This is a genomic window from Comamonas sp. UBA7528 (assembly GCF_002479375.1).
GTDB lineage: Bacteria > Pseudomonadota > Gammaproteobacteria > Burkholderiales > Burkholderiaceae_C > Comamonas.
Genome location: NZ_DLMU01000009.1, coordinates 91,131 through 113,781 on the forward strand (window position 1 = coordinate 91,131; position 22,651 = coordinate 113,781).

General features: G+C 66.8%; 19 protein-coding genes and 3 riboswitches. Of the genes, 4 read left to right on the top strand and 15 right to left on the bottom strand.

The genetic code is table 11. The annotated features are described in order from the left end of the window. Positions 1-68 precede the first annotated feature (68 nt). Positions 69-689 carry a Maf family protein gene (locus B3349_RS11585; RefSeq protein ID WP_291588740.1) on the bottom strand — a complete coding sequence of 207 codons (621 nt, stop codon included), beginning with the start codon at positions 687-689 and terminating at the stop codon, positions 69-71. A 431-nt stretch (positions 690-1,120) separates the two neighbouring features. Between B3349_RS11585 and katG the strand changes: the two genes are divergently transcribed. Then, entirely contained in the window at positions 1,121-3,322 is a 2,202-nt protein-coding gene (gene katG / locus B3349_RS11590; protein ID WP_291588742.1) for a catalase/peroxidase HPI, read from the top strand. Positions 3,323-3,481: 159 nt separating this feature from the next. Here the strand turns inward: katG and B3349_RS11595 are convergent, their stop codons facing one another. The 5 genes from B3349_RS11595 to cbiT form a co-directional block, all read right to left on the bottom strand. After that, complete coding sequence (locus B3349_RS11595; RefSeq protein ID WP_291588744.1) at positions 3,482-3,988, bottom strand: DUF6882 domain-containing protein; 507 nt, start codon at positions 3,986-3,988, stop codon at positions 3,482-3,484. Between the two features lie 140 nt (positions 3,989-4,128). Beyond that, positions 4,129-4,914, bottom strand: coding sequence for a precorrin-6A synthase (deacetylating) (gene cobF / locus B3349_RS11600; RefSeq protein WP_291588746.1), 786 nt, complete (start codon positions 4,912-4,914; stop codon positions 4,129-4,131). Further along, on the bottom strand, positions 4,914-5,708 hold the full coding sequence (gene cobM / locus B3349_RS11605) for a precorrin-4 C(11)-methyltransferase (RefSeq protein ID WP_291588748.1): 795 nt from the start codon (positions 5,706-5,708) through the stop codon (positions 4,914-4,916). The genes cobF and cobM overlap by 1 nt, the downstream gene beginning before the upstream one ends. Beyond that, positions 5,705-6,178, bottom strand: coding sequence for a cobalamin biosynthesis protein (locus B3349_RS11610; RefSeq protein WP_291588750.1), 474 nt, complete (start codon positions 6,176-6,178; stop codon positions 5,705-5,707). Before B3349_RS11610 ends, cobM begins: the two co-directional genes overlap by 4 nt. Further along, the gene (gene cbiT / locus B3349_RS11615; RefSeq protein ID WP_291588752.1) at positions 6,175-7,371 is read right to left on the bottom strand and encodes a precorrin-6Y C5,15-methyltransferase (decarboxylating) subunit CbiT; all 1,197 of its coding nucleotides are present in this window, start codon (positions 7,369-7,371) and stop codon (positions 6,175-6,177) included. Before cbiT ends, B3349_RS11610 begins: the two co-directional genes overlap by 4 nt. On the opposite strand from cbiT, the gene B3349_RS11620 reads away from it, so the two are divergent. Then, entirely contained in the window at positions 7,370-8,116 is a 747-nt protein-coding gene (locus B3349_RS11620) for a cobalt-precorrin-6A reductase (RefSeq protein ID WP_291588754.1), read from the top strand. The two genes, cbiT and B3349_RS11620, sit on opposite strands and share 2 nt — an antisense overlap. A 16-nt stretch (positions 8,117-8,132) precedes the next feature. Here B3349_RS11620 and cobJ read toward each other — a convergent pair whose 3' ends face one another. The 9 genes from cobJ to B3349_RS11665 form a co-directional block, all read right to left on the bottom strand. Beyond that, positions 8,133-8,936, bottom strand: coding sequence for a precorrin-3B C(17)-methyltransferase (cobJ, locus tag B3349_RS11625; protein WP_291588756.1), 804 nt, complete (start codon positions 8,934-8,936; stop codon positions 8,133-8,135). A 10-nt stretch (positions 8,937-8,946) separates the two neighbouring features. Next, positions 8,947-9,687 (bottom strand): precorrin-2 C(20)-methyltransferase, encoded by a 741-nt coding sequence (gene cobI / locus B3349_RS11630; protein WP_291588757.1) that lies wholly within the window; start codon positions 9,685-9,687, stop codon positions 8,947-8,949. A gap of 8 nt (positions 9,688-9,695) precedes the next feature. After that, positions 9,696-10,325 carry a precorrin-8X methylmutase gene (locus tag B3349_RS11635; RefSeq protein ID WP_291588759.1) on the bottom strand — a complete coding sequence of 210 codons (630 nt, stop codon included), beginning with the start codon at positions 10,323-10,325 and terminating at the stop codon, positions 9,696-9,698. Further along, entirely contained in the window at positions 10,309-11,565 is a 1,257-nt protein-coding gene (locus tag B3349_RS11640; protein WP_291588761.1) for a ferredoxin-like domain-containing protein, read from the bottom strand. Before B3349_RS11640 ends, B3349_RS11635 begins: the two co-directional genes overlap by 17 nt. A 188-nt stretch (positions 11,566-11,753) precedes the next feature. Further along, a riboswitch (cobalamin riboswitch) is annotated at positions 11,754-11,995 on the bottom strand. Between the two features lie 127 nt (positions 11,996-12,122). Further along, positions 12,123-12,773 (bottom strand): vWA domain-containing protein, encoded by a 651-nt coding sequence (locus B3349_RS11645; RefSeq protein WP_291588763.1) that lies wholly within the window; start codon positions 12,771-12,773, stop codon positions 12,123-12,125. An 11-nt stretch (positions 12,774-12,784) separates the two neighbouring features. Beyond that, complete coding sequence (locus tag B3349_RS11650; protein WP_291588765.1) at positions 12,785-13,933, bottom strand: magnesium chelatase ATPase subunit I; 1,149 nt, start codon at positions 13,931-13,933, stop codon at positions 12,785-12,787. Next, complete coding sequence (gene cobN, locus B3349_RS11655; RefSeq protein WP_291588767.1) at positions 13,930-17,769, bottom strand: cobaltochelatase subunit CobN; 3,840 nt, start codon at positions 17,767-17,769, stop codon at positions 13,930-13,932. The genes B3349_RS11650 and cobN overlap by 4 nt, the downstream gene beginning before the upstream one ends. After that, a complete protein-coding gene (cobW, locus tag B3349_RS11660) occupies positions 17,769-18,851 on the bottom strand; it encodes a cobalamin biosynthesis protein CobW (RefSeq protein ID WP_291588769.1) in 1,083 nt (360 codons plus the stop codon). The genes cobN and cobW overlap by 1 nt, the downstream gene beginning before the upstream one ends. Before the next feature lie 429 nt (positions 18,852-19,280). Next, a riboswitch (cobalamin riboswitch) is annotated at positions 19,281-19,499 on the bottom strand. Positions 19,500-19,536: 37 nt separating this feature from the next. After that, positions 19,537-20,088 (bottom strand): GNAT family N-acetyltransferase, encoded by a 552-nt coding sequence (locus tag B3349_RS11665; RefSeq protein ID WP_291588771.1) that lies wholly within the window; start codon positions 20,086-20,088, stop codon positions 19,537-19,539. 59 nt (positions 20,089-20,147) lie between these two features. Beyond that, a riboswitch (cobalamin riboswitch) is annotated at positions 20,148-20,374 on the top strand. Positions 20,375-20,508: 134 nt separating this feature from the next. Between B3349_RS11665 and B3349_RS11670 the strand changes: the two genes are divergently transcribed. Continuing rightward, positions 20,509-21,516, top strand: a complete 1,008-nt coding sequence (locus B3349_RS11670) for an ABC transporter substrate-binding protein (RefSeq protein WP_291588773.1) — start codon at positions 20,509-20,511, stop codon at positions 21,514-21,516. 48 nt (positions 21,517-21,564) lie between these two features. After that, complete coding sequence (locus tag B3349_RS11675) at positions 21,565-22,647, top strand: FecCD family ABC transporter permease (RefSeq protein WP_291588775.1); 1,083 nt, start codon at positions 21,565-21,567, stop codon at positions 22,645-22,647. Positions 22,648-22,651 lie beyond the last annotated feature (4 nt).

Sequence of the window (22,651 nt, forward strand, 5' to 3'; positions counted from 1 at the left end):
CCAGATCCGCCGCACCGGCCATGTGCCAGACGCTGCAGCCAATCTCAAACAATGCGCCATCGTGCCGTTCAGAGCGGCCAGCCCGCCTGCCGCAGCAGCTGTGCGGTCTCGTACACCGGCAGACCCATGATGCCCGAATAGCTGCCCGCCATGTGCGCCACATGCGCCGCAGCCAGCCCCTGGATGCCGTAGCTGCCGGCCTTGCCCCTGGGCTCGCCGCTGGCCACATAGGCAGCGATCTGCGCGTCCGTCATGGCCGCGAACGTGACCTGCGAAATGGACAGCGCAGCCCGCCGCTGCCCACCGTCCTGCAACGCCACGGCAGTCAGCACCTCGTGCGTCTGGCCGGCCAGCTGGCGCAGCATCCGGGCCGCGTCGGCCGCATCAGCCGGCTTGCCCAGAATCTGCGTGCCCAGGGCCACCGTGGTGTCCGAACACAGAATCGGCGCCTGCGCCAGCTGCCGGCGCGCATGGCGTGCCACGGCAGCGTCAAGTTTCAGGCCGGTGACACGCACCACATAGTCACGCGGGGTTTCACCGGGCAGCAAGGCCTCGATGGCCTCGGCATCCTCGGCCACATCGCCCTGCACATTGGGCAGCAGCAAGACATGGCGCACCCCTATCTGCTCCAGCAACTGGCTGCGGCGCGGGCTTTGCGAGGCAAGGTAGAGATAAGGCAATGCAGTCATGGGCTTCAAGTGAAATTGGCAGCTTCATGGCACCACAGAAGCGCAAGAAGCTATTAAATCCATAGTACCACGCAGCCGACGGCATTGCATGTCAGGATGATCCCCGCCACGCCATGCACCGCAAGGGACGCCTGACATGGTCGGGCCATGCCTCCCCGCTCACCCATCTCCAGGCTGGCTGGTGCCCCTATTCCGACCCGGCAGGTGGCTTACCCCCTTCCCATCCGCCGCCACCTTGTGCAGCATCAAGCCCGGCAGAACACAAGCCGCTATGGTGGGTTTGCATTTTTTCAATCGCAACAGCCTTGTTCCTGCCATCAGCGGCACGGATAATAGACTCATTCAATAGCAAACAACTATTGAATTAACAAAATCGATTGCTAATGCCTTTAGGTATCTGCCGTCCCAGTCACGTTGAAACGGAGAACCCCATGACCACAGAATCCAAGTGCCCCTTCCATGCCGCCAACAGCGGCACCGTTGCGGAAGGTGGTGGCGCCAGCAACAAAGATTGGTGGCCCAATCAGTTGCGTGTGGACCTGCTGAACCAGCACTCCGCCAAGAGCAATCCCATGGGCGAGGACTTCCACTACGCCGACGAATTCAAGAAACTGGACTATGAAGCCGTCAAACGTGATCTGCGCACGCTGATGACCGATTCGCAGGACTGGTGGCCTGCCGACTTCGGCCACTACGGCCCGCAGTTCATCCGCATGGCATGGCATGCCGCCGGCACCTACCGCGTGCAGGACGGCCGCGGGGGTGCAGGCCGGGGTCAGCAGCGCTTTGCCCCGCTGAACAGCTGGCCCGACAACGTCAACATCGACAAGTCGCGGCGCCTGCTGTGGCCCATCAAGCAGAAGTACGGCAACAAGCTGTCCTGGGCCGACCTGATGATCCTGACCGGCAACGTCGCCCTGGAAACCATGGGCTTTCGCACCTTCGGTTTTGCCGGTGGCCGGGTCGACAGCTGGGAACCCGACCAGGACGTGTACTGGGGCGCCGAGAAGGAATGGCTGGCCACCAGCGACAAGCCCAACAGCCGCTACAGCGGTGACCGCGACCTGGAAAACCCGCTGGCCGCCGTGCAGATGGGCCTGATCTATGTAAACCCCGAAGGTCCGGACGGCAATGGCGACCCCATCTCCGCAGCCCGCGACATTCGCGACACCTTCGCCCGCATGGCGATGGACGATGAAGAAACCGTGGCCCTGATCGCCGGCGGCCACACCTTCGGCAAGACCCACGGCGCCGGCCCGGCAAGCCACGTGGGAGCCGATCCCGAAGCAGGCGCACTGGAAGCACAAGGACTGGGCTGGCACAGCAGCTACCAATCCGGCTCGGGCCGTGACGCCATCACCTCCGGCCTGGAAGTGACCTGGACCCAGACTCCCGCGCAGTGGAGCAACTTCTTCTTCGAAAACCTGTTCAAGTTCGAATGGGTCCAGGAAAAGAGCCCGGCCGGCGCCATCCAGTGGGTCGCCAAGGACGCTGGCGATGTCATCCCCGACGCGCACGGCGGGCCCAACAAGAAGCCCACCATGCTGACAACCGACCTGTCGCTGCGCCTGGATCCCGCCTACGAAAAGATCTCGCGCCGCTTCCTGGAGAACCCGCAGGCATTCGCCGAAGCCTTTGCCCGCGCCTGGTTCAAGCTGACCCACCGTGACATGGGCCCGCGTGCCCGCTACCTGGGCCCCGAAGTGCCGAAGGAAGAGCTGATCTGGCAGGACGTGATCCCCGCCGTCAAGCACCCGCTGGTGAACGACGCCGACATCGCCGCCCTCAAGTCCAAGCTGCTGGCCTCGGGCCTGACGGTATCGCAACTGGTGGGTACGGCCTGGGCTTCGGCCTCGACCTTCCGCGGCTCGGACAAGCGCGGCGGAGCCAACGGTGCCCGCATCCGCCTGGCCCCGCAAAAGGACTGGGCCGCCAACAACCCGGAGCAACTGGCCAGGGTGCTCGGCAAGCTCGAGGAAATCCAGCGCGAGTTCAACAAGGCCGCGGACGGCGACAAGCGCATCTCGCTGGCCGACCTGATCGTGCTCGCTGGTAACGCCGGTGTCGAACAGGCCGCTGCCGATGCCGGCGTGAAGGTCACCGTGCCCTTCCACCCCGGCCGCGGCGATGCCACTGCCGAGCAGACCGATACCGATTCGATCAAGTACCTGGAACCCAAGGCCGACGGCTTCCGCAACCACCTGCAAGGCCAGTTTGCCGCGCCGGCGGAAGCACTGCTGATCGACAAGGCCCAGTTGCTGACCTTGACAGCACCAGAGCTGACCGTGCTGATCGGTGGCCTGCGCAGCATCAACATCAACACCGACGGCAGCAGCACCGGCGTGCTGACCCAGACCCCCGGCAAGCTGACGAACGACTTCTTCGTCAACCTGCTGGACATGGGCACGCAGTGGAAAGCCACGCCGGACGGCCATTACGAAGGCGTGGACCGCAAGAGCGGCGCCCCCAAGTGGACCGGCAGCCGCGTGGACCTGGTGTTCGGCAGCAACTCCATCCTGCGCGCGCTGGCCGAGGTCTATGCGGAAAAGGGCAACGAGCAGAAGTTCTACCGGGACTTCGTCGCCGCCTGGGCCAAGGTCATGGACCTGGACCGCTTTGACCTGAAGAAGTGATCTGGCCAAGCGGTGATCTCTGGGTCGCTGGATCAATGGATCCAGTGCCCCCAGGATCCATGAAGGCAGTTCCCAGCTCCCGCCGGGGCCTTGCCCGCCACAAAAAAGCGCCCTCCAGGGGCGCTTTTTTGTGTCCCGTTGCAGGCCCTGCCTGCTGGCTCAATTCGGCAGTGGCTCGTCGTCCATCGGCGCCAGCTGGGCATGCAGGATGGTGAAGTACAGCGTCACATCGCCCTGTTGGTCGATGAAAGTGCCCATCGCGCGCTGCAGGCGGGCTGCAATGCACAGGCACTCGGTGGCTTCGGGGCGGCCGCCGGTGATGCGGGGCGTGGTCAGCAGCGCCAGGCCGTTGGCGCGGCCAAAGTCGTGCACCACTTCCAGCGCTTCGCCGTGCTGCTTGGGAATCGCCTCGTTGCCCCAGCTCCACAGAAAGCTGCCTTCGGCCTCGCTGGTGGTGCCCACCAGGCACACCGTGGCCACCACCTCGTGCAGCGGCCCCTGCAGCACCAGGGTGGCGGAATCCAGGTCCCAGCGGTACTCGGGCGCCCCCACCAGGCCCAGCTTGCGCGGCCATTCAGCATTGCGCGCCACCATCATCTCCACCGCTTCACGGCTCCATGCGGCCCAGTCGGTCGGGGTCTGTTCGGTAGTGGGGACTGCACTCATTCGCTCTATCCTGCGTATTTTCTGGAAGCCCCGGATTGTCGGCCAAGTCCCGGGCACTGCGGAAGGATGGGGTTTTCAACGCCTGCTTCAGCGCATGCTCCATGCCGCAGGGACGGCGGGCCGTCCTTGCGGGCGCGGCATCAGCCTGCGGAGCGCACCTCATCCGCCGCCACCGCACCGTCCCTGCGCAGCAGGTAGATGTCCATGATCCAGCCGTGCTCCTGGCGCGCCTGCTGGCGCCTGCTGCTGATGACCTGCTTCATGGCGGCCAGTGGCCCCTGCAGCAGGATCTGCTGCGGCATCCCCAGGTACGCCCCCCAGTAGATCACGGCGCCCGGCTCCGTCACCTGCTCGTAGGAACACTGGCCGTCCAGCATCACGACCAGGGTATCCACACCCTGCGGCCAGCCGTTCTCGCGCAGCTGGCGGCCGGTGGTCACCTGGAAGGGCGCGCCGATGGCATTGAGCGCAATGCCATGCGCGCTGCACAGCACCTGCATCGACGTGATGCCCGGCACCACCTGCACCTGCCCGGAGCCCAGCCCCAGGCGGGACGCAATCCGCAGCGTGCTGTCATACAGCGCAGGATCCCCCCAGACCAGCAAGGCCACGCGGCCCGTGCCCGCCGGCAGATGGGCATGCAGGCAGTCCTGCCAGCGCCGGGCAATCGCGTCATGCCACTCGTCCACCTGGCAGCCATAGTCCTCGCCCTGCTGCCGGCGCAGCGGCATGTCGAAGTGCGCTATGCGCGCGTCGCTGATGGACAGCTCCTGCAACAGCGCCAGGCGCACCTCCGCCAGCTCGGCCTTGTTGTCTTCCTTGTGCGGCAACAGAATCAGATCGGCCCCACGGATCGCATGTTCCGCTTCGCGCGTCAGGTGCCCGGGGTTGCCCGTGCCGATGCCCACCAGAAACAGCTGCAGCATCAGGCCCCCTCGGTGCCCACCGGAAAGCGGGGCTCATCGCCGCGCGGGCGGTAACGGCGGTCGTAATCGTTGGCATACAGGCGGCTCAGGCCGAAGTCCTGCTGGCTCAAGCTGGGGCCCACCAGCATCAGCGCGCTGCGTTGCAGGGCATTGCTCTGCGCCGCTGCGGCCAGTTCGCCCACCCGGGTGCGCACAATCAGCTCGTCCGGCCAGGAAGCGCGCCACACAATGGCCGCCGGGCAGTCCGCGCCATAGTGCTGCAGCAATTCCCGCTGTACCTCCTCGGCCACATGCACCGACAGGTGGATCGCCAGCACGGCACCCGTGGCCGCAAAGGCCGCCAGCGTTTCGCCGCTGGGCATGCTCGACGCCCGGCCCGAAGTGCGCGTCAGCACCACCGACTGGCAGGACCCCGGCAAGGTCAGCTCCGCTTCCAGCGCCGCCGCCACCGCGCTGAAAGCCGGCACGCCGGGCGTGACGGTATAGGGAATCTCCAGCGCCCGCAGGCTGCGCAACTGCTCGCCCATGGCCGACCAGATGCTCAGGTCGCCCGAATGCAGGCGCGCCACATCCTGCCCTTGTGCATGGGCCTGCTGCATCTCGGCCACGATCTCTTCCAGCGACAGCGGCGCCGTATTGACCAGGCGCACCCCTGGCGGGCAATGCGCCAGCAGCTCGGTCGGCACCAGCGAACCCGCATACAGGCAGACCGGGCAGGACGCCAGCAGATCGCGCCCGCGCACGGTAATCAGATCGGCAGCGCCAGGACCGGCGCCGATAAAGTGAACTGTCAAGAATGAACTCCGGTTGGGAAGGGAGGGGAAGACAGGCCGCCCGCGGCAATCGCCAAGGTGGCGCACCGGTCTTCGGAAACAATGCGGGGCACCAGCAAGCCGCCTGCGGCAGCTTCGCCCGAGGTGGGCGCGGCATGGGTTTGCGCGGCATGCAGGGCCAGGGCTTCGCACACGCTGCCGGTGCCAAAGCGCTGTGCCACGCGCGGCGACATCGACGGCGTGACGATGTGCGCAATCTCGGCGGCGTCCACCACCAGCCACTGCACCTGCGGCCAGCAACCAGCCACCCAGCGCTGCAAGGCCTGCCACGCGGGGGTGGCCAGCCGGGTCTTCAGCACCGCACAGCAAATGCCTTGTGGCGGCAGCGGCAGTGCCACCTGCTCCCAGCAGTTTGCAAACGACTGCGGCTGGGCATCGGACGTGAAGCCCCAGCCCATGCACCAGTGGGTGGCGTGGATCGCGTGCGTCACGGGCAGCTCCATGACCACTGCACCAGCGGACGGGCGGCATGCCAGGACTGCATGCTGCCCAGCGGCCGGGCCTCGCTCCACTGCAGCTGCAGCAGCTGACCGCCATGGCTGCGGTGCAGCTCCATCAGCAAGGCCTGGGTTTCCAGCGCCACGGCATTCACCACCAGACGCCAGGGATGCGCCAGCCGCGCGCGCAGCGCCTGGAAAAGCTCCAGCGTGAAACCACCACCGACGAACACGGCCTGCGGCTGGGGTTGCAAGCTGGCCAGCGCAGCCAGGGAATCCCCCTGCACCACCTGCAGTGCCACGGCATAGCGCGCAGCGTTGTGGGCAATATTGGCCACCCGCCCGGCATGCTGCTCCACGCACACGGCCGTGCCGCCGGCCAGACACCATTCCACGGCAACCGAACCCGATCCGGCTCCCAAATCCCACAGGCACTCCCCCGTGCGCGGGGCCAGCGCCGCCAGCGTCATGGCCCGCACCGGGCTTTTGGTGATCTGCCCATCATGCGCAAACGCATCGCATGCACGGCCGGCCACCTGCGGCAGACCCTGCCCGCCACGGGCCTCGAAAGCAGCCGCCACAGGCGCCACCAGCGGCTGCTCCATCAGTTGCGGCGCCAGCACGCTGGCCATGCCGGTGCGCACCGTCTGCGCATCGCTGCCGGCATTCGACACCAGCCACAGGGGGCTCTCGCCCCAGTCCTGCCCGGTCAGCCAGGCTGCCAGCCGGTGCGCTGCCGGCGCATCCCGCAGCAGGCAGATAAAACGTTCGCCCTGCGCCAACAACGGCGTCAGGCTCTCCAGGCTGCGGGCATGCAGGCCCAGGCAATGCACCTGCTCCTGCGACCAGCCCAGCTCGCCCGAAATCCACGAAAATGTCGACGGCTGCGGATGGTTGCGCCACTCGCCGCGCTCCAGGTGCCTCGCCACCGAAGCTCCGCCACCAAAGTGAAAGGGATCCCCCGACACCAGCATGGCGACCTTCTGCTGGCCGCGCAGTTCCAGCAACGGCGCCACGCTGAACGGCACCGGCCATGCGCGGCCACGCTCTCCCACCTGGGCCAGCGCCAGATGCCGCGGGCTGCCGAACACCACCGCGGCCTGCTCCAGGTCCTGCACGGCCGCAGCGCTCAGACTCTGCAGTCCCGAGGGATGAATCCCGATAATCGAAAGCCACGGATAGGCCATGACCCAAGTTCTCCTGTTAGGCGGCACTTTTGATGCCTACACACTGTCCACCCGGCTGCATGCAGCGGGCATTCCGGCCGTCTACTCCTACGCCGGCGCCACGCTGAGACGGCGCAGCTCTCCCCTGCCCACCCGCGTGGGTGGTTTTGGCGGCGTCCAGGGCCTGGTGGACTATCTGCAGCAGCACCGCATCAGCCATGTGATCGATGCCACCCACCCGTTTGCCGCGCAGATGAGCCGCAACGCCCTGGCAGCCTGCACGGCGGCAGGCGTTCCCCTGCTGTCGATGGAGCGCCTCGCCTGGTCCGCCCAGCCCCAGGACCGCTGGACGCCGGTGGCCGACATGGCGGCAGCGGCCCAGGCACTGCCACCGCAGTGCCGCAATGTGTTTCTGGCCATCGGCCGCAAGCAGCTCGCCGCTTTTGCCGGCCAGGCCAACACGCACCGCTTTGTGCTGCGGGTGGTCGACCGCCCAGAGGAGGCCCTGCCCCTGCCCGCCGCCAGTTACGACCTGGTGGTGGCGCGCGGCCCGTTTGCGCTGGCCGACGAAATCGCCCTGCTCCAGCGCCATGCCGTCGACTGCATCGTCAGCAAGAACGCCGGCGGCGCTGATACCTACGCCAAGATCGAAGCCGCCCGGGCGCTGCAGATCCCCGTGGTCATGGTGGACCGCCCGCTGCTGCCCGCTCGCACGCAGTGCCAGACGCCGCAGCAGGCCATGGACTGGCTGGCCGGCCAGCGCTGAGCGGCGGGCGCCGCCTTCAGCCATGCGCCGGCGCTCCATAGCTGCGCGGCGTGTAAACATGCCGACCCACCTGGCGAGTCAGGCTGTTGCCCACGATGACGACCGTGCGCATATCCGCCATGTCCGGCGTCACCTGCTGCAACTGGCACACCCGCAGGGTCTCGTCTGGCCGGCTGACATTGCGCGCAAAGCAGATCAGGCGCTCGGGCTCGCAGTGCGCGGTCAAAACCTTCAAAGCGCGCACAAAGCCCTGGGGCCGCGACTTGGAACAGGGGTTGTAGAACGCCATGGCAAAGTCGGCCTGTGCCGCCAGCCGGATCCGGCGCTCGATCACTTCGGCTGGCTTGAGGTTGTCCGACAGATTGATGGTGCAGAAATCATGGCCCAGCGGAGCACCCAATCTCGCGGCCGCCGCCAGCATGGCCGTGATGCCGGGCTGCACGTCCACCTCCACGGCCTCCCAGCGCAGCTGCTCCTCGGGGCTGGCGCCTTCCAGCACCTCGAACACGGCGCTGGCCATGGCAAACACGCCGGGGTCGCCGGACGAGAGCATCAGCACCTTCCTGCCCTCGGCCGCCACATTCAGCGCCTGGCGGGCGCGGTCCAGTTCTTCGCGGTTGTCGCTGGCATGCAGGCGCACATGCTCCAGCCCGCTCAGCCGCTCCACATAAGGGAAATAGCCAAAAGCATCGCTCGCACCGGCAATCGACTGCCGGGCCTGCTCCGTCAGCAGCGCCGCATCGCCGGGCCCCAGGCCCAGCACGCACAACTGCCCCGTGCCGGCGCCCTTGCCCGCATTCTGTGTGGCTTCCATCTCCATGCGGCTGCGCTCACATGTCATTGGCGGGGCGGCGGCCATTGCCGTGCACGATCACAATCGCAAAGTACGGGCAGCGCTCCGGCGCATCGCGCAGCGGCATCACCTGCTCGTCGCTCATGGTTCCGTTGATCACCAGCCACGCCTGGTCCAGCTTGCCCTGCTCCGTCAACAGCGAACGGATGCGGTTCAGATGGCGGCCGACCTTCATGATCACCAGCGCATCCGAGCGGGCCATGTGGGCGCGCAGCGGCTCATCGGGCAAGGTGGCCGGCAGCACGCTCATCACATCGTCGCCCCAGGTCATGGGCATGCCCGTGGCATGCCAACAGCCCACCATGCCGGGGATGCCGGGCAGCACCTCGACCGGCACCACGCCTTCCTGCTGCAAGCGCACATACAGGTGCATGAAGGAGCCGTAGAAAAACGGATCGCCCTCGCACAGCACGATCACATCCTCGCCGCGCGCCAGCTCGGTCAGGCGCGCTTGCCAGCCCAGATAGAAATCCGACAGCTGCGCGATATAGCGCGGGTCGTCGTGCGGGATCTCGGTGGTCAGCGGGTACTCCATCGGGTACTCCGTGACCTCGGCATGCAGCATGCCGTTGACCAGCTGCCGGGCCTTGCCCGGGTGGCCCCGCTTGCGGAAATAGGCGACATGGCGCGCATTGCGCAGCAGACGGTCCGCCTTTACGCTCATCATGTCCGGATCACCGGGGCCCAGGCCCACGCAGATAATTTTGCCGCTGTTCATCACGTGCTTCACTCCACCGCCGTCGCCAGCGCGTTGACGGCAGCCACCGTGATGGCAGAACCGCCCAGACGCCCCTGCACAATGGCGAAAGGAATCTGTCCCCATGCGCGCAGTGCATCCTTGGACTCGGCAGCACCCACAAAGCCCACGGGGCAGCCGATGATGGCTGCCGGACGCGGGCATGCCGGGTCCTCCAGCATGTTCAGCAGGTGGAACAGCGCGGTCGGCGCATTGCCGATGGCCACCACCGCGCCGTCCAGGTGTTCGCGCCACAGCTCCAGCGCGGCGGCACTGCGGGTATTGCCCATGGCCTGGGCCAGCCCGGGCGTGCGGGCATCCTGCAAGGTGCAGATGATGGCATTGTCGGCAGGCAGGCGCTTGCGCGTGATGCCTTCGCTGACCATGCGCGCATCGCACAGGATGGGGGCACCGCGCTGAAGTGCCGCTTCTGCGGCCTGCGCAAAATCTGCGGAGAAATGGATGTCCTGGGCCAGGCTCACCATGCCTGCGGCATGGATCATGCGGCAGGCCACCCGCTCCTCCAGGGGCGTGAAGCGGGCCAGATCGGCCTCGCTGCGGATGATGCGAAACGATTGCCGGTAAATCTCTTCACCGTGCATTTCATAGTGGTAGGTCATGAAGTAGTGTGTGGAGTTCTGCAGGCAGTGCCGACCCGGCCCGGTAAGGGAACTGGCCCCTGGGACGGTCAGGCTGCCCGGCAGAACCGGCATGGAGCCAGACCCCGTCCGTTGCGGACGGGCTGGCAAAAATCAGTGAGGTGGCATCGGACGACAGCGCGCAGAACTTGGCGCAGCCGCTGACGTGCAGATGCCCGCGCTCGGGCACGTGGGACGCCAACTGCAGCGCCATGTCCTGTGCCGGCACATGGGCCTGCGCACAGCGCGGGCTTCCGGTGCAGGCCGACACCCGCAGGCGGGCATCCGCGGCATCGGTCATCCAGTGCTGTGCATCCAGACGGGCAATGCACGACGGCGCGTCCGCCGACATCAGCAGCAGCGAACGCCAGGGCGTGACGCGGATTTCCGTGTCGGCCGCCAGGCTGGCCGCCAGTGCCTGCATCGCCAGGGCATCGATGCGCCCCAGCGGCACCCCCAGCACCCAACCTTGTGCCAGTGGGCCCGGCAGCACCGGCGCTGGGGCGGGCGGCTGCGCGCCCTGGCGCACTGCATCCTGCAAGAGCGTATCCAGCGGCAAAGACGACAGCAGCGCCGGCAGCCGGGTGGGCGGTTTACCGGAAACCGCCATCCGCGCACGGGCGAACCAGGTGGCCATGTGGATCGCGGCATCGACAAGCTGCTGCACATCGCCAAAGCGGTACCAGTCGGCGGCATCGCCCAATGCCAGGCCATAGCCGCCGCCGGCATCCGCCCAGACCCGCAGATCGGAGGCCACACCGCACAGGCTGCGCGCCGCATCGTCCACCAGCAAGCCGAACTTGCTGGGCAGCGCGGCCATGCCCTGGCGCTCCAGCACACTGGGGCACAAGCGCTCCACCACCGCACGGCCCAATAGCATGGCGAGCTGGTGGGTCCGGTCATGGGTCTCGTAAAAAGGGGTGCAATGCACGGGGGGCGCCAGATCGGCATCCGCATCCGCCGGAATCAGCCGGGCCGCGACCAGCTGCGCCAGCAGCGCAGGCAGGTCCGCATCCGCCACCCCGCGCAGCTGCACATTGCCCAGCCGGGTCAGCTCGATCTGGGGATGCGCCAGGGACAACGCCCAAGCCGCCAGCGCGGCCCACTGCGCCGCGCTGATGGAGGCGCAGACCGGGCGAACCCGGACAATCCAACCGTCTTCCGACCGCATGGGCTTCCATGCCGTGGGGCACCATCCCTGAACCTTGATGGAATCAGCCATGGTGCGTAGCGCCCCCATCCAGAGCCGCTGCCTGCACCGTCACACCCAGAAGCTCTCGCGCCATGCTGTATCCGCAGTCGGTCAGGCCGATACCCGGGCCGGACGATTGAAATCTGCAGAGGGGATGGAAGATGGAGGTGATTGGCAGCGCGGATGTGCGAGCCCATCAAGCCACATGCACTCCCGCTGCGCCTTGTTCACGCCAGGCCGGTCTCCGGACTTACAGAGCTCAACCCATGGGGGTTGACAGCTGGACGCGCCTTCCCGCTTGCGCAGTGGCTGTCATTGCAGCAAGCAATGACGGGCGTCCCCATTTCTCTGATTACCGTTGCGGGTGCAGTGCAGGAATGGTGGCGAACCACGCACCTGCTTCTCGTTTCATTTCCTTGCGCGCAGTGCGCGGCGAAACACCTGGGATCAGCGCAGATTTTACGCGATATCTGCCACCCTCCTGAAAACTCCACCCCAGTATCGGCCGTCGCTGATGCAACGCAGCAAATCACCGCTTTTTTCCGACGGCCACGGACTGCCGCGCCCACCACCAGTGCCTGCGGCGCTCAGCCGGCGCTGGCAAAAAGCTCCGCTCGTACCCACTCCCCGCGCCACATCGCCGCCAGCCGCTGGCAACGCCGCAGCGCCACCGCATCATTTTCAAAGTCGATGATGCAGCAACGGTCCACCCCCTCGGGGCGCACCGGCAGCGGGTCAAACCGCCCATCCGTCAGCAGCCAGACCGTGGCCCGGGTACCGGGCGGGCAGCGTCGCAGCGCGCCCTCCACGGCATCGACGGCAGGCTGGATCGGCGTTCCACCACCGCCGCGCAAGGGTGCAATCCAGTCGGCATTGAAGGCTCTGGCTTTCGCCGGCGGCTGCAGCCACCGTGCCTGTTCGCCCGCAAAGCCGATCACCGCCATATCGTCGCGATCGCGGTAGAACCGTTCGGTCAGGGCCAGCAAGCACCCTTTGGCCCAGGCCAGCTTTTCCCCGCGCAGCATGGACGCCGACAGATCCAGCAATACCAGGTGCAAAGTCTTGCTCCCCACGGGCCGGCGGCGAAAGCGCAGGTGCTCGGGCTGCAGTGTCCCGGCCCCCTTGGAGGCCAGCGTGGACACCCAGTCCAGACGCCGCCCGGCCGCCCCGTTCAGCCGCCCCTTGCGAGAGGTATTGCCACCGCGCCCCGCCTTGGCCTTTCCGGCCAGTCCCGCCACCGCGGAGCGCGTCAGGCTTTTTTTGGCGGCAAAGGCTTCAGCGCCTTGACCGTCTTCATCGCCACCAGTTGGGGGGGCGGCATGGCGCCCCAGGCATCGGCCGGGGTGCCATTGTCCGGCGACGGATCCGCCGATGGTGCCGCCCCGTTGCCGGACTGGCCGGACGGAGCACCGCCGGCTGCCTGCGAGGCAGGCGCCGGTGACGGAGGCGGCGCCTGCGCCTGTTCTTCGGAGGCCGGTGGCTGCGCCGGCTCGCCCGATGGGGGCGATGCAGGTGGCGCTGCCTGGGTACGCCGGTGGGCCAGCGCCAGTTCCGCCACCGCTTGCACATCTGCCGGCGTGACAGCACTGCGGCCGTGCAGCGCCGCATGGGCCCGTGCCGCGCGCAGCATCACCAGATCCGCCCGCACCCCTTCCACCCCAGCGTCCTGGCAGCGCTGGGCGACATCGTCGTGCACGGCATCGGTCCACGCCACAGCCGCCACGCGCTCGCGCGCCAGCTTCACCCGCTGCGCCAGATCGGATTGCGCCGCAGCGTGCTGCTCCACAAAGGCCTGCGGACTGGCATCGAACGCCATGCGCGTCTTGACAATGGCCTTGCGCACCGCGGCACTGGGCACATTCTCCAGCCGCACAAACAGCCCAAAGCGGTCCAGCAGCTGCGGGCGCAGTTGGCCCTCTTCCGGGTTCATGGTACCCACCAGGGTGATGCGCGCATCGTGCTGGTGCGACACGCCGTCGCGCTCCACCCGGTTGATGCCGCTGGCGCTCACGTCCAGCAGCAGGTCCACCAGCGCATCGGCCAGCAGATTCACCTCATCCACATACAGGATGCCGCCATGGGCACGCGCCAGCAATCCTGGGCGGAACACCACCGCACTGCGCTGCAGCGCGGCTTCCAGGTCCAGGGACCCGGCCAGCTGTTCCTCGGTCGCCCCCAGCGGCAGGTTCACAAAGCGGCCGGCCGGCAGCAAGGCGGCCAGCGCCCGCGCACTGGTCGACTTCGCCGTCCCGCGCGGGCCTTCCACCAGCACGCCGCCCAGCAACGGGTCCACGGCCGCCAGCAGCAAGGCCGTCTGCAGCTGCGGCTGCCCCTCGATGGCAGTGAACGGAAAGCCCGCCGCCTGCACGGACGGGGCGGATTCGGTGGACGAGATCATCGCTTCTCCAACAATTGTTCTGCGGCCAGCAACTGCTGCTCCAGCAGTGCCTGGTAGTCCCCGCTGTCTTCCCACAGACCCCGGTGGATGGCCTCCAGCAGCCGCTCGCACATGCCATGAAAGGCTGCGGGATTGTGCTGCTGCAAAAAGTCGCGCGTGGCGGCATCCGCCACAAAGGCATCGGTCACGCGCGCGTACTGGTCGTCGCGCACCACACGGGCCGTGGCGTCAAAGGCAAACAGATAGTCCACCGTGGCAGCCACCTCGAACGCACCTTTATAGCCATGGCGCTTGATGCCGTCGATCCACTTGGGGTTGGTGACGCGGGCGCGCACCACCCGGCTGATTTCTTCCTGCAGCGTGCGCATGCGCGGGGCATCCGGGTTGGCATGGTCGCCAAAGTACAGCGCCGGCTGCTGGCCGCGGAAATGCCGCACCGCCGCGGCCATGCCGCCTTGAAACTGGTAGTAATCGTCCGAATCCAGCAGATCGTGCTCGCGGTTGTCCTGGTTGTGCACCACCAGCTCGATCTCGCTCAGGCGCTGGACAAAGCGCTCCGGCAGCGCCGTCCCGTCGTCCTTCTGCCCATAGGCATAGGCCCCCCAGTTCCGGTAGGCCGTGGCCAGGTCTTCATCGCTGTCCCAGTTGCGGCCATCGATCAGCCCCTGCAGACCCGCGCCATAGCTGCCCGGCTTGGCACCGAACACGCGCAGCCCCGCCTGGTGGCGGGCCACCTCCTCGCTCAAGCCTTGCGCCTGCAGCTCGGCCGCCTCCTGCAGCACCCGTGCGCGAATGGGGTTGGTGTCGGCATCCTCGTCTTCCAGGCTGGCCACTTTCTGCACCGCGGCATCAAACAGGCGGATCACATTGGTGAAGGCATCCCGGAAGAAGCCGGACACCCGCAGGGTCACATCCACGCGCGGGCGGCCCAGCACGCTCATGGGCAGCACCTCGAAGTCGCTGACACGCCAGCTGCCATCCGCCCACTTGGGCCGCACGCCCAGCAAGGCAAAGGCCTGGGCAATATCGTCCCCTCCCGTGCGCATAGTGGCCGTCCCCCACACCGACAGGCCCAGTGCACGCGGGTAGTCGCCATGCTCCTGGGTGTAGCGCTCCACCAGCAACTGGGCGGATTTGAGCCCCAGCGTCCAGCTGGTGGGCGTCGGCACGGCGCGCGTGTCGACCGAGAAGAAATTGCGCCCCGTGGGCAGCACGTCCGGGCGGCCGCGCGAAGGCGCCCCGCTGGGACCGGCCGGCACAAAACGGCCTTCCAGCCCCCGGCACAGCTGCAGAATCTCCTGCGGGCCACAGGCCTGCAAGCGCACGCGCAGGTCGTGCTGCACCCGTTGCAGCACCTGCCGGGTCTGCTCCCAACCCGCCTCCAGATCCATGCCGGAAAGCCCGGGCTGCTCCAGCAACTGCAGCGCCAGCAGTTCCAGCCGCTCGCGGGTGTCGCCCGCATGGCGCCAGGCCTGGCCGTCCACCGCCGCCAGTTGCTGCGGGCGCGGCCCGGTCCAGGGTTGTTCCCAGGCCGCATCCAGCGGATCGAAAACCGTGCCCGGCAACAGATCGTGCGCCAGGGCGCGGATCAGGCTGTTGTTCGCCCCCTGGCCGTTGCCCACCGGGTGGCGGGCCAGTGCCAGCAGGGTATCCCGCTCCAGGCGCCCCTGCGGGGACTGGCCGAAGACATGCAGTCCGTCGCGGATCTGGCTTTCCTTGAGCTCGCACAGATAGGCATCGGTCTTGTTCAGCAACTGCTGCTCGTCCGCCTCGGTGCGGGGCGCAGCCACCCCCAGGTCCTGGTGCAGATCGTGCTGCACGATATGCGCCAGAATCTGCTGGCGCAGCAGCTGGGCGCGCCGGCGGTCCAGCGTCACCGCCTCGTAGTACTCGTCCACCATGCGCTCCAGGTCGCGCGTGGGGCCATAACTCTCGGCCCGCGTCAACGGCGGCATCAGGTGGTCCACGATCACCGCCTGCGCCCGGCGCTTGGCCTGCGCCCCCTCTCCCGGGTCGTTCACGATGAAGGGGTACAGGTGGGGCATGGGACCAAACGCCAGGTCCGGCCAGCAGGTCTGCGACAGCGCCACACTTTTGCCCGGCAGCCACTCCAGGTTGCCGTGCTTGCCCACATGCACCATGGCATCCGCCTGCCATGCGCTGCGCAGCCAGTGGTAGAAGGCCAGGTAGTAATGCGGCGGCACCAGATCGGGGTCGTGGTAGCTGGCCATGGGGTCCAGCTGGTAGCCGCGCGCCGGCTGAATGCCCACAAACACCTGCCCGCAGCGCAGTCCCGCCACCATGAAGCGCCCCTGGCGCAGCATGGGGTCGGACTCGGGCGGGCCCCAGCGCTGCACCACGGCCTGCTGGTTCTCCGGCGGCAGGCTGGCAAAGAATGCCTGGTAGCCGGCCAGGTCCAGGCTCTGCTGTGCAGGCCGCACACTCCAGGAATCGGGATCGTTGGTAATGCCTTGCTGCAGCTGCTGCATCAACGCATCGCCATCCGCGGGAATCTGGTCCAGCACATAGCCCTGCTGCTGCAGCGCCTGCAGGATGTGGATGACGGAAGCCGGCGTATCCAGCCCCACGCCGTTGCCCAGACGGCCTTCCTGCGTGGGGTAATTGGCCAGGATCAGGGCCAGGCGCTTGTCGGGATTGGCTTTGTGGCGCAAACGGCACCAGCGCTGCGCCAGCGCCACCACAAAATCCAGCCGCTCGGCATGGGCCTGGTACTGCACCACATCCGACTGCGTCAGCTCACTGCGGTGCGACAGCCCTTTGAAGCTGATGGCCCGCGTGATGATGCGGCCGTCCACCTCGGGCATCGCCACATGCATGGCAATGTCGCGCGGCTGCAGACCGTGCGCATCGTCCAGCCAGCTTTGCTGGTTGCTGCCGGACATGATGACCTGCAGCACCGGAATATCGCCCGCCAGCGCATGGTCGCCCGGTGTTTCCAGCGACGACTGCGCAAACGAGGTGGTGTTCAGGATCAGCGACACCTGGTGCGCACCGCACAGCTGGTGCAACAGGGCCAGGCTGGTCGCATCCTTGAGCGACAGCAGCGCCAGCGGCAGCGGGTTCATGCCCTGCGCCAGCAGCTGCTGGCACAGCTGGTGGAACACCTGCGTATTGCCCGACTGCAGGTGCGCGCGGTAGAACACCACCATGACCACGGGCGCGCCCACCTGCCACTGCAAAGGCCCCGGCTCCAGCCAGTGCGCGGCCGTCGCCGCGTCGTGGTCGGGATGGTAGACCGCAGCGGACGGCAGCGCGCGGGGCGCCAACGCTGGCTGCGCCCCCTTCAGAAAGCTGTGCCACAGATAGCGGAACATCTCGCGCGCATTGGCCAGCCCGCCTTCGCGCAGATAGCGCCAGATGCTGCGGCATTGCTCCACGGAGGCCGTGCTTTTTTGCAGCAGGTTCAGGTCTTCCGTCGTATCGCCGGAAAACATCACCAGCACAATGCCGTTCTGGCGGCACACCTCGCGGATGCGCTCCGTGCCATAGGGCCAGTAGCTCTCGCCGCCCAGGTGGTCGATCACGATCACGCGGGCATGCTGCAGCACCTCGTCGACATACAGGTCCACCGAGGCCGGCTGGCGCAAATGCATCAGATTGGCCAGCCGCACCGTCGGCAGGCGTTCGCCGTCCCGTCCCTGCTCCAGGCCCTGCTGCGCGGCGCTGGCCTGCAGCTGGCCATAGGCCTCGGCCAACAGGGCCAGCGTGGTGTCGGCCGCACTGAGCACCACCACATCGGCCGGCGACTGGCCCAGGCTGGAGACAAAGGCTTCGTCATCGACAAAGCCGCCGGGCTGGACGGCGAGCAAATGCATCAGAGCGCTCCGGCGGTCAGACCGTTCAACGCGGCGCGGATGCGGTCCTCTTCCAGATCATGGCCGATGAAGACCAGGTGGGTCTTGCGTGCCTCGTCATCGCGCCAGCGGCGGTCGAAATAGCTGTCAAAGCGCTTGCCCACGCCATGCATCACCAGGCGCATGGGCTTGCCTTCCAGGGACACAAAGCCCTTGACGCGGTAGACGGTGTTCTCGGCCACGATGTCGGCCAAGCATGCCAGCAGCGCATCCCGGTCCACCTCGGGCAGCTCGATCACCACGGAGTCGAACGCATCGTGGTCGTGCGCGTCGTGGTGGTGTTCCTCGCCTTCACCATGCTCGTGGTGGCCCACCCGCTCATGGATGCTCTCTTCCGAGGCACTGGACAGACCCAGCACCACCCCCAGGTCGATCTGGCCGTGCTCGGCCGCCACGATCTTCACCTGGGCCGGCACCTCCTCGCGCACGATGGCCTCCACCTTGGCGCGGTCCTGCGCGCTGGCCAGGTCCAGCTTGCTCAGCACCACCAGGTCGGCCGAGATCAGCTGGTCTTCAAACAGCTCGTGCAGCGGGGATTCGTGGTCCAGATTCGGATCCTGCTTGCGCTGGGCATCCACGGCCGCCGGGTTGGCCGCAAACTGTCCGGCAGCCGTCGCCGGCACATCCACCACCGTGATCACGGCGTCCACCGTGCAGGCGTTCTTGATTTCAGGCCAGTTGAATGCCTGCACCAGGGGCTTGGGCAGTGCCAGCCCGCTGGTTTCGATCAGGATGTGGTCAATATCGTCGCGCCGCGCAATCAGCTGGCGCATGACCGGGTAGAACTCTTCCTGCACGGTGCAGCACATGCAGCCGTTGGCCAGCTCGTAGAGCTGACCGCTTTGCGGGTTGGCTTCGTCTTCACAGCCGATGCCGCAGCCACGCAGAATCTCGCCATCGATCCCCAGTTCGCCGAACTCGTTGACGATCACCGCAATACGGCGGCCATTGGCGTTTTGCAGAATGTGGCGCAGCAGCGTGGTCTTGCCACTGCCCAGAAAGCCGGTAACGATGGTGGCGGGGATCTTGTGGTGCGTACTCATGGTCAAAAACTCCTGTGCTCCGAAGAAAAAAGAAAGCTGCGGCCTCAGTGCCCGCTGCCAGTGAAAGAGGTGCAGGCGCGAGGGGAGCGCAGTGCAGCAGCAGGCCCCGACGCGGCCATGCGGCAGTGGGCGCCCAGGCCGAACGGACGCTGCGCGGCACAGGTCAGAGGGTGAATACGTCCGCCTTGCCCGGCAGGCCGTGCCATGAAGGCCTTTGCAGCGAAGCGCGCAGCCATGCGCACGCCCTGCACAGACGTTGGGACAGGCATGCGCCGGGCATGCCGATGTGTGAACGGTTGAACCATGCTCTCCCCGAGCTGTCACGCGACAAAAAGCATGCGATGGGGAGGATGTGCGTGCGACAGACCTGGGTCGCACCAGAAGCAGGTGGAAAGGGCCGGTCAGCAAACAGCCCACACCCCGTGGCATACCACTGCAATCAAACAGGTCGGTATTCTGGCTCGCCGTCATACCGCCCACACGGCCTTCCCAGGTAGCGCACCCAGTGGCATCGACGTGTGGCGGTCAGGCTTACAGCAGCGGGGGCTGCGCCGGAATGCTTCCCACCCGAAGGCGAAGGTCACCGGACTTCCCGTTTCACCCGGCATGGGCTGTGCCATGCAGGGCTCCTGTTCAAAGCGCAAATTATAGGAGCGGCAACCCACCCTTCGCGCAACGGGGGCAGCTAAGTGGACACTGGAGCGGGCAGCGCAGGCGGCAGCAGGCACTGCATATGGATGGTCTGCCAGACCGGCTCGGCCTCGCGCTGCAGCACCGCAAACCCATTGCGTTCCCAGAACTCCAGCGCCCCCGGCAAAAAAGGGTGGGTGTGCAGATACAGCACCTGGACTCGGTGGGCCTGTGCATGGGCCTGCAGCGTGGCGAACAACGCCTGTGCCAGCCCTTGCCGCCGCCACGCCGGTGCCACAAACAGGCGCACCACCTCCACCACGGACTGCGGCCCGAAATCCAGCTGCGCAAACCGGCCATCGTAGGCACGGTAGGCGATGCTGCCCACCACAGCGTGCTGCGCATCACGGGCCGCCCACATCCGCCCGCCCCTGTCCCCGTATACCTGCGCGAAATGCCGCAGGTCCGCCGGCGTGTCCTGGGCAGACACACGTGCACCGAACATCTGCACGCGTGCGTCGCGCAGAAAGCCGTCCACCTCCTGCAGGCGCTCGACCGGCTGGATGGAAATCAGATGGGACAAGGACGGGGACAAAGACAGGGTCATGCCAGACTCGAAACCGCTATGCACACAAGCTGCGTCAGCGGGTACCGCTACAAAATCAGCTACATTACCCGAACTTTGGTTCCGCAAGGACATGCGCCGGCACACGCTGGCCGCATGAGGGAATCCAGTGCAGACCGCGCCCCTGGCGCCGCCCGCAAAATGGAACTGCCCCCGCAACTGTAGGCAATGAGCCCGCGACCGACACACCACTGAACGCCAGTTTGGGAAGGTGGTCGCGAGGCGCCGATCTGCCAGTCAGGAGACCTGCCCAAGCACCAACCATTCATTGCCGGCGGGGTGTCCGGGAAGTGAGCCATTTCTCGTGACTCTGTCGTTCCGGCACTCCAGGGGGCCGCACGCACAGCGTGGGTTGTGCCTTGTCTTCCAGTGATCCTTGCCCATCCTGGAAAGACGAGCCTGATGCTGATCCGAAGCCTTGCCTGCACCGCCCTGCTGGCCGCCACCTTCACTGCCTACGCCACGGACTACCCCCTGCAGGTGCAGAACTGCGGCCACACCGTCACCTTTGACAAGGCCCCCGCATCGGCCGTCACCATAGGCCAGGGCGGCACCGAGATGCTGTATGCGCTGGGCCTGGGCGACAAGGTGGCCGGCACCGCACTGTGGTTCAACCCGGTGCTGCCGCATTTCAAGGCCGTCAACGACAAGGTGCCGCGCCTGTCCGACAACATTCCCAGTTTCGAGTCGGTGATCGGCAAGCGCCCGGCGCTGGTCGTGTCGCAGTTCGAATGGATGGTCGGCAAGGACGGCGTGGTTGGCACCCGCGAGCAATTCCACGACCTGCGCATCGCCACCTACGCCATGCCCACCGATTGCGAAGGCAAGAACAACCTGGTGGGATCGGACGGCACACGCACGGCCGGCTACGACGTGAAGTCGCTGTACAAAAGCATTCACCAGCTGGCCCAGATCTTTGATGTGCAGGCGCGCGGCGACAGCCTGGTCAAGGACCTCGGCACACGCCAGGCCCAGGCCATCGCCAAGGTCAAGGCCTCGGGACTGCAGAACCTGTCGGCTGCGCTGTGGTTCTCCAGCTCCGATCTGGCGGCCGACCCTTACATGGCAGGCAAGAACGGGGTGGCCGGTTACATGATGCAGTCCATGGGCCTGCGCAATGTCGTCGGCTCCACCGAAGAATGGCCCACCGTGGGCTGGGAAACCATTGCCAAGGCCAACCCCTCCATTCTGATCATTGCCCGCATGGACCGTCGCCGCTTCCCTGCCGACGACTACCTGAAGAAGCTGGAATTCCTGAAGCAGGATCCAGTCACCCGCCACATGGATGCCGTCAAGAACCAGCGCATCGTCATCGTCGATGCGGATGCCCTGCAAGGCTCGATCCGCCAGGTGGACGGCATGGAGCAGATTGCCGAGGCCGTGCTCCGCCTGCAAGGCGCCACCAAGTAAGAAGGCAGTCCGCCCCGTGCAGCCCTGCACGGGATGGCGCGTATTTCCATGCACGCAGAGATTGCACGCCCCCGCACAGACGCCCACACCGCTGGCGCCAGGCTGCTGCGCACGGCCGGGGTGGTGGCGGCCGCCGCCGCCCTGCTGCTGACAGCGGTGGTGCTGGGCATTGCCATCGGCGAGACCGACATCTCTGCGCACACCGTCTTCCAGGTACTGGCCCACCAATTGCTGGGCCAGCCTCTCTCCGCCGTCGACCCCATCACCCAGGGCATTGTCTGGAACTACCGGCTGCCACGGGCGCTGGTGGCCGCCGGCTGCGGCGCGGGCCTGGCCATTTCCGGGGTGATCCTGCAGTCACTGCTGCGCAACGCGCTGGCCGAGCCGTATCTGCTGGGCATCTCGGCAGGCGCCTCCACCGGTGCGGTGCTGGTCACCGTGGCCGGCCTGGGTGCAGGCGCCATCTCCATGACCACCGGCGCCTTCTTCGGTGCCGTCTGCGCCTTTGCCCTGGTTGCCCTGCTGGCCCATGCCGCCGGCAACGGCGGATTGCGCAACAGCGGGCAGATCGTGCTGGCAGGCATTGCCGGATCACAGCTTTTCAACGCCCTGACCTCGCTGATCATCACCAAGTCCGGCAGCGCCGAACAGGCGCGCGGCATCATGTTCTGGTTGCTGGGCAGCCTCAGCGGCGTGCGCTGGCCGGATACGCTGCTGACCGCCACGGTCGCCGGCACCGGCACCTTACTGTGCCTGCTGCATGCCCGTGCGCTGGATGCCTTCACCTTCGGCAGCGAATCCGCTGCCGCACTGGGCATTCCGGTGCGCCGGGTGCAGCTGACACTGCTGCTGGCGGCCGCACTGATGACGGCCGTGATGGTCTCCATCGTGGGAGCCATCGGCTTTGTAGGGCTGGTGATACCCCATGCCGCGCGGCTGCTGGTCGGCGTCCGGCACCGCCGCCTGATTCCCGCCAGCGCACTGATTGGCGCAGTCTTTCTGATCGCCGCCGATGTCGTCTCGCGCACGCTGATCGCCGGCCAGGTCCTGCCCATCGGCGTCATCACGGCCCTGGTGGGCGCCCCCGTGTTTGCGGTCATCCTGCTCAAGTCACAGGGGCGCCGGACATGAAGAC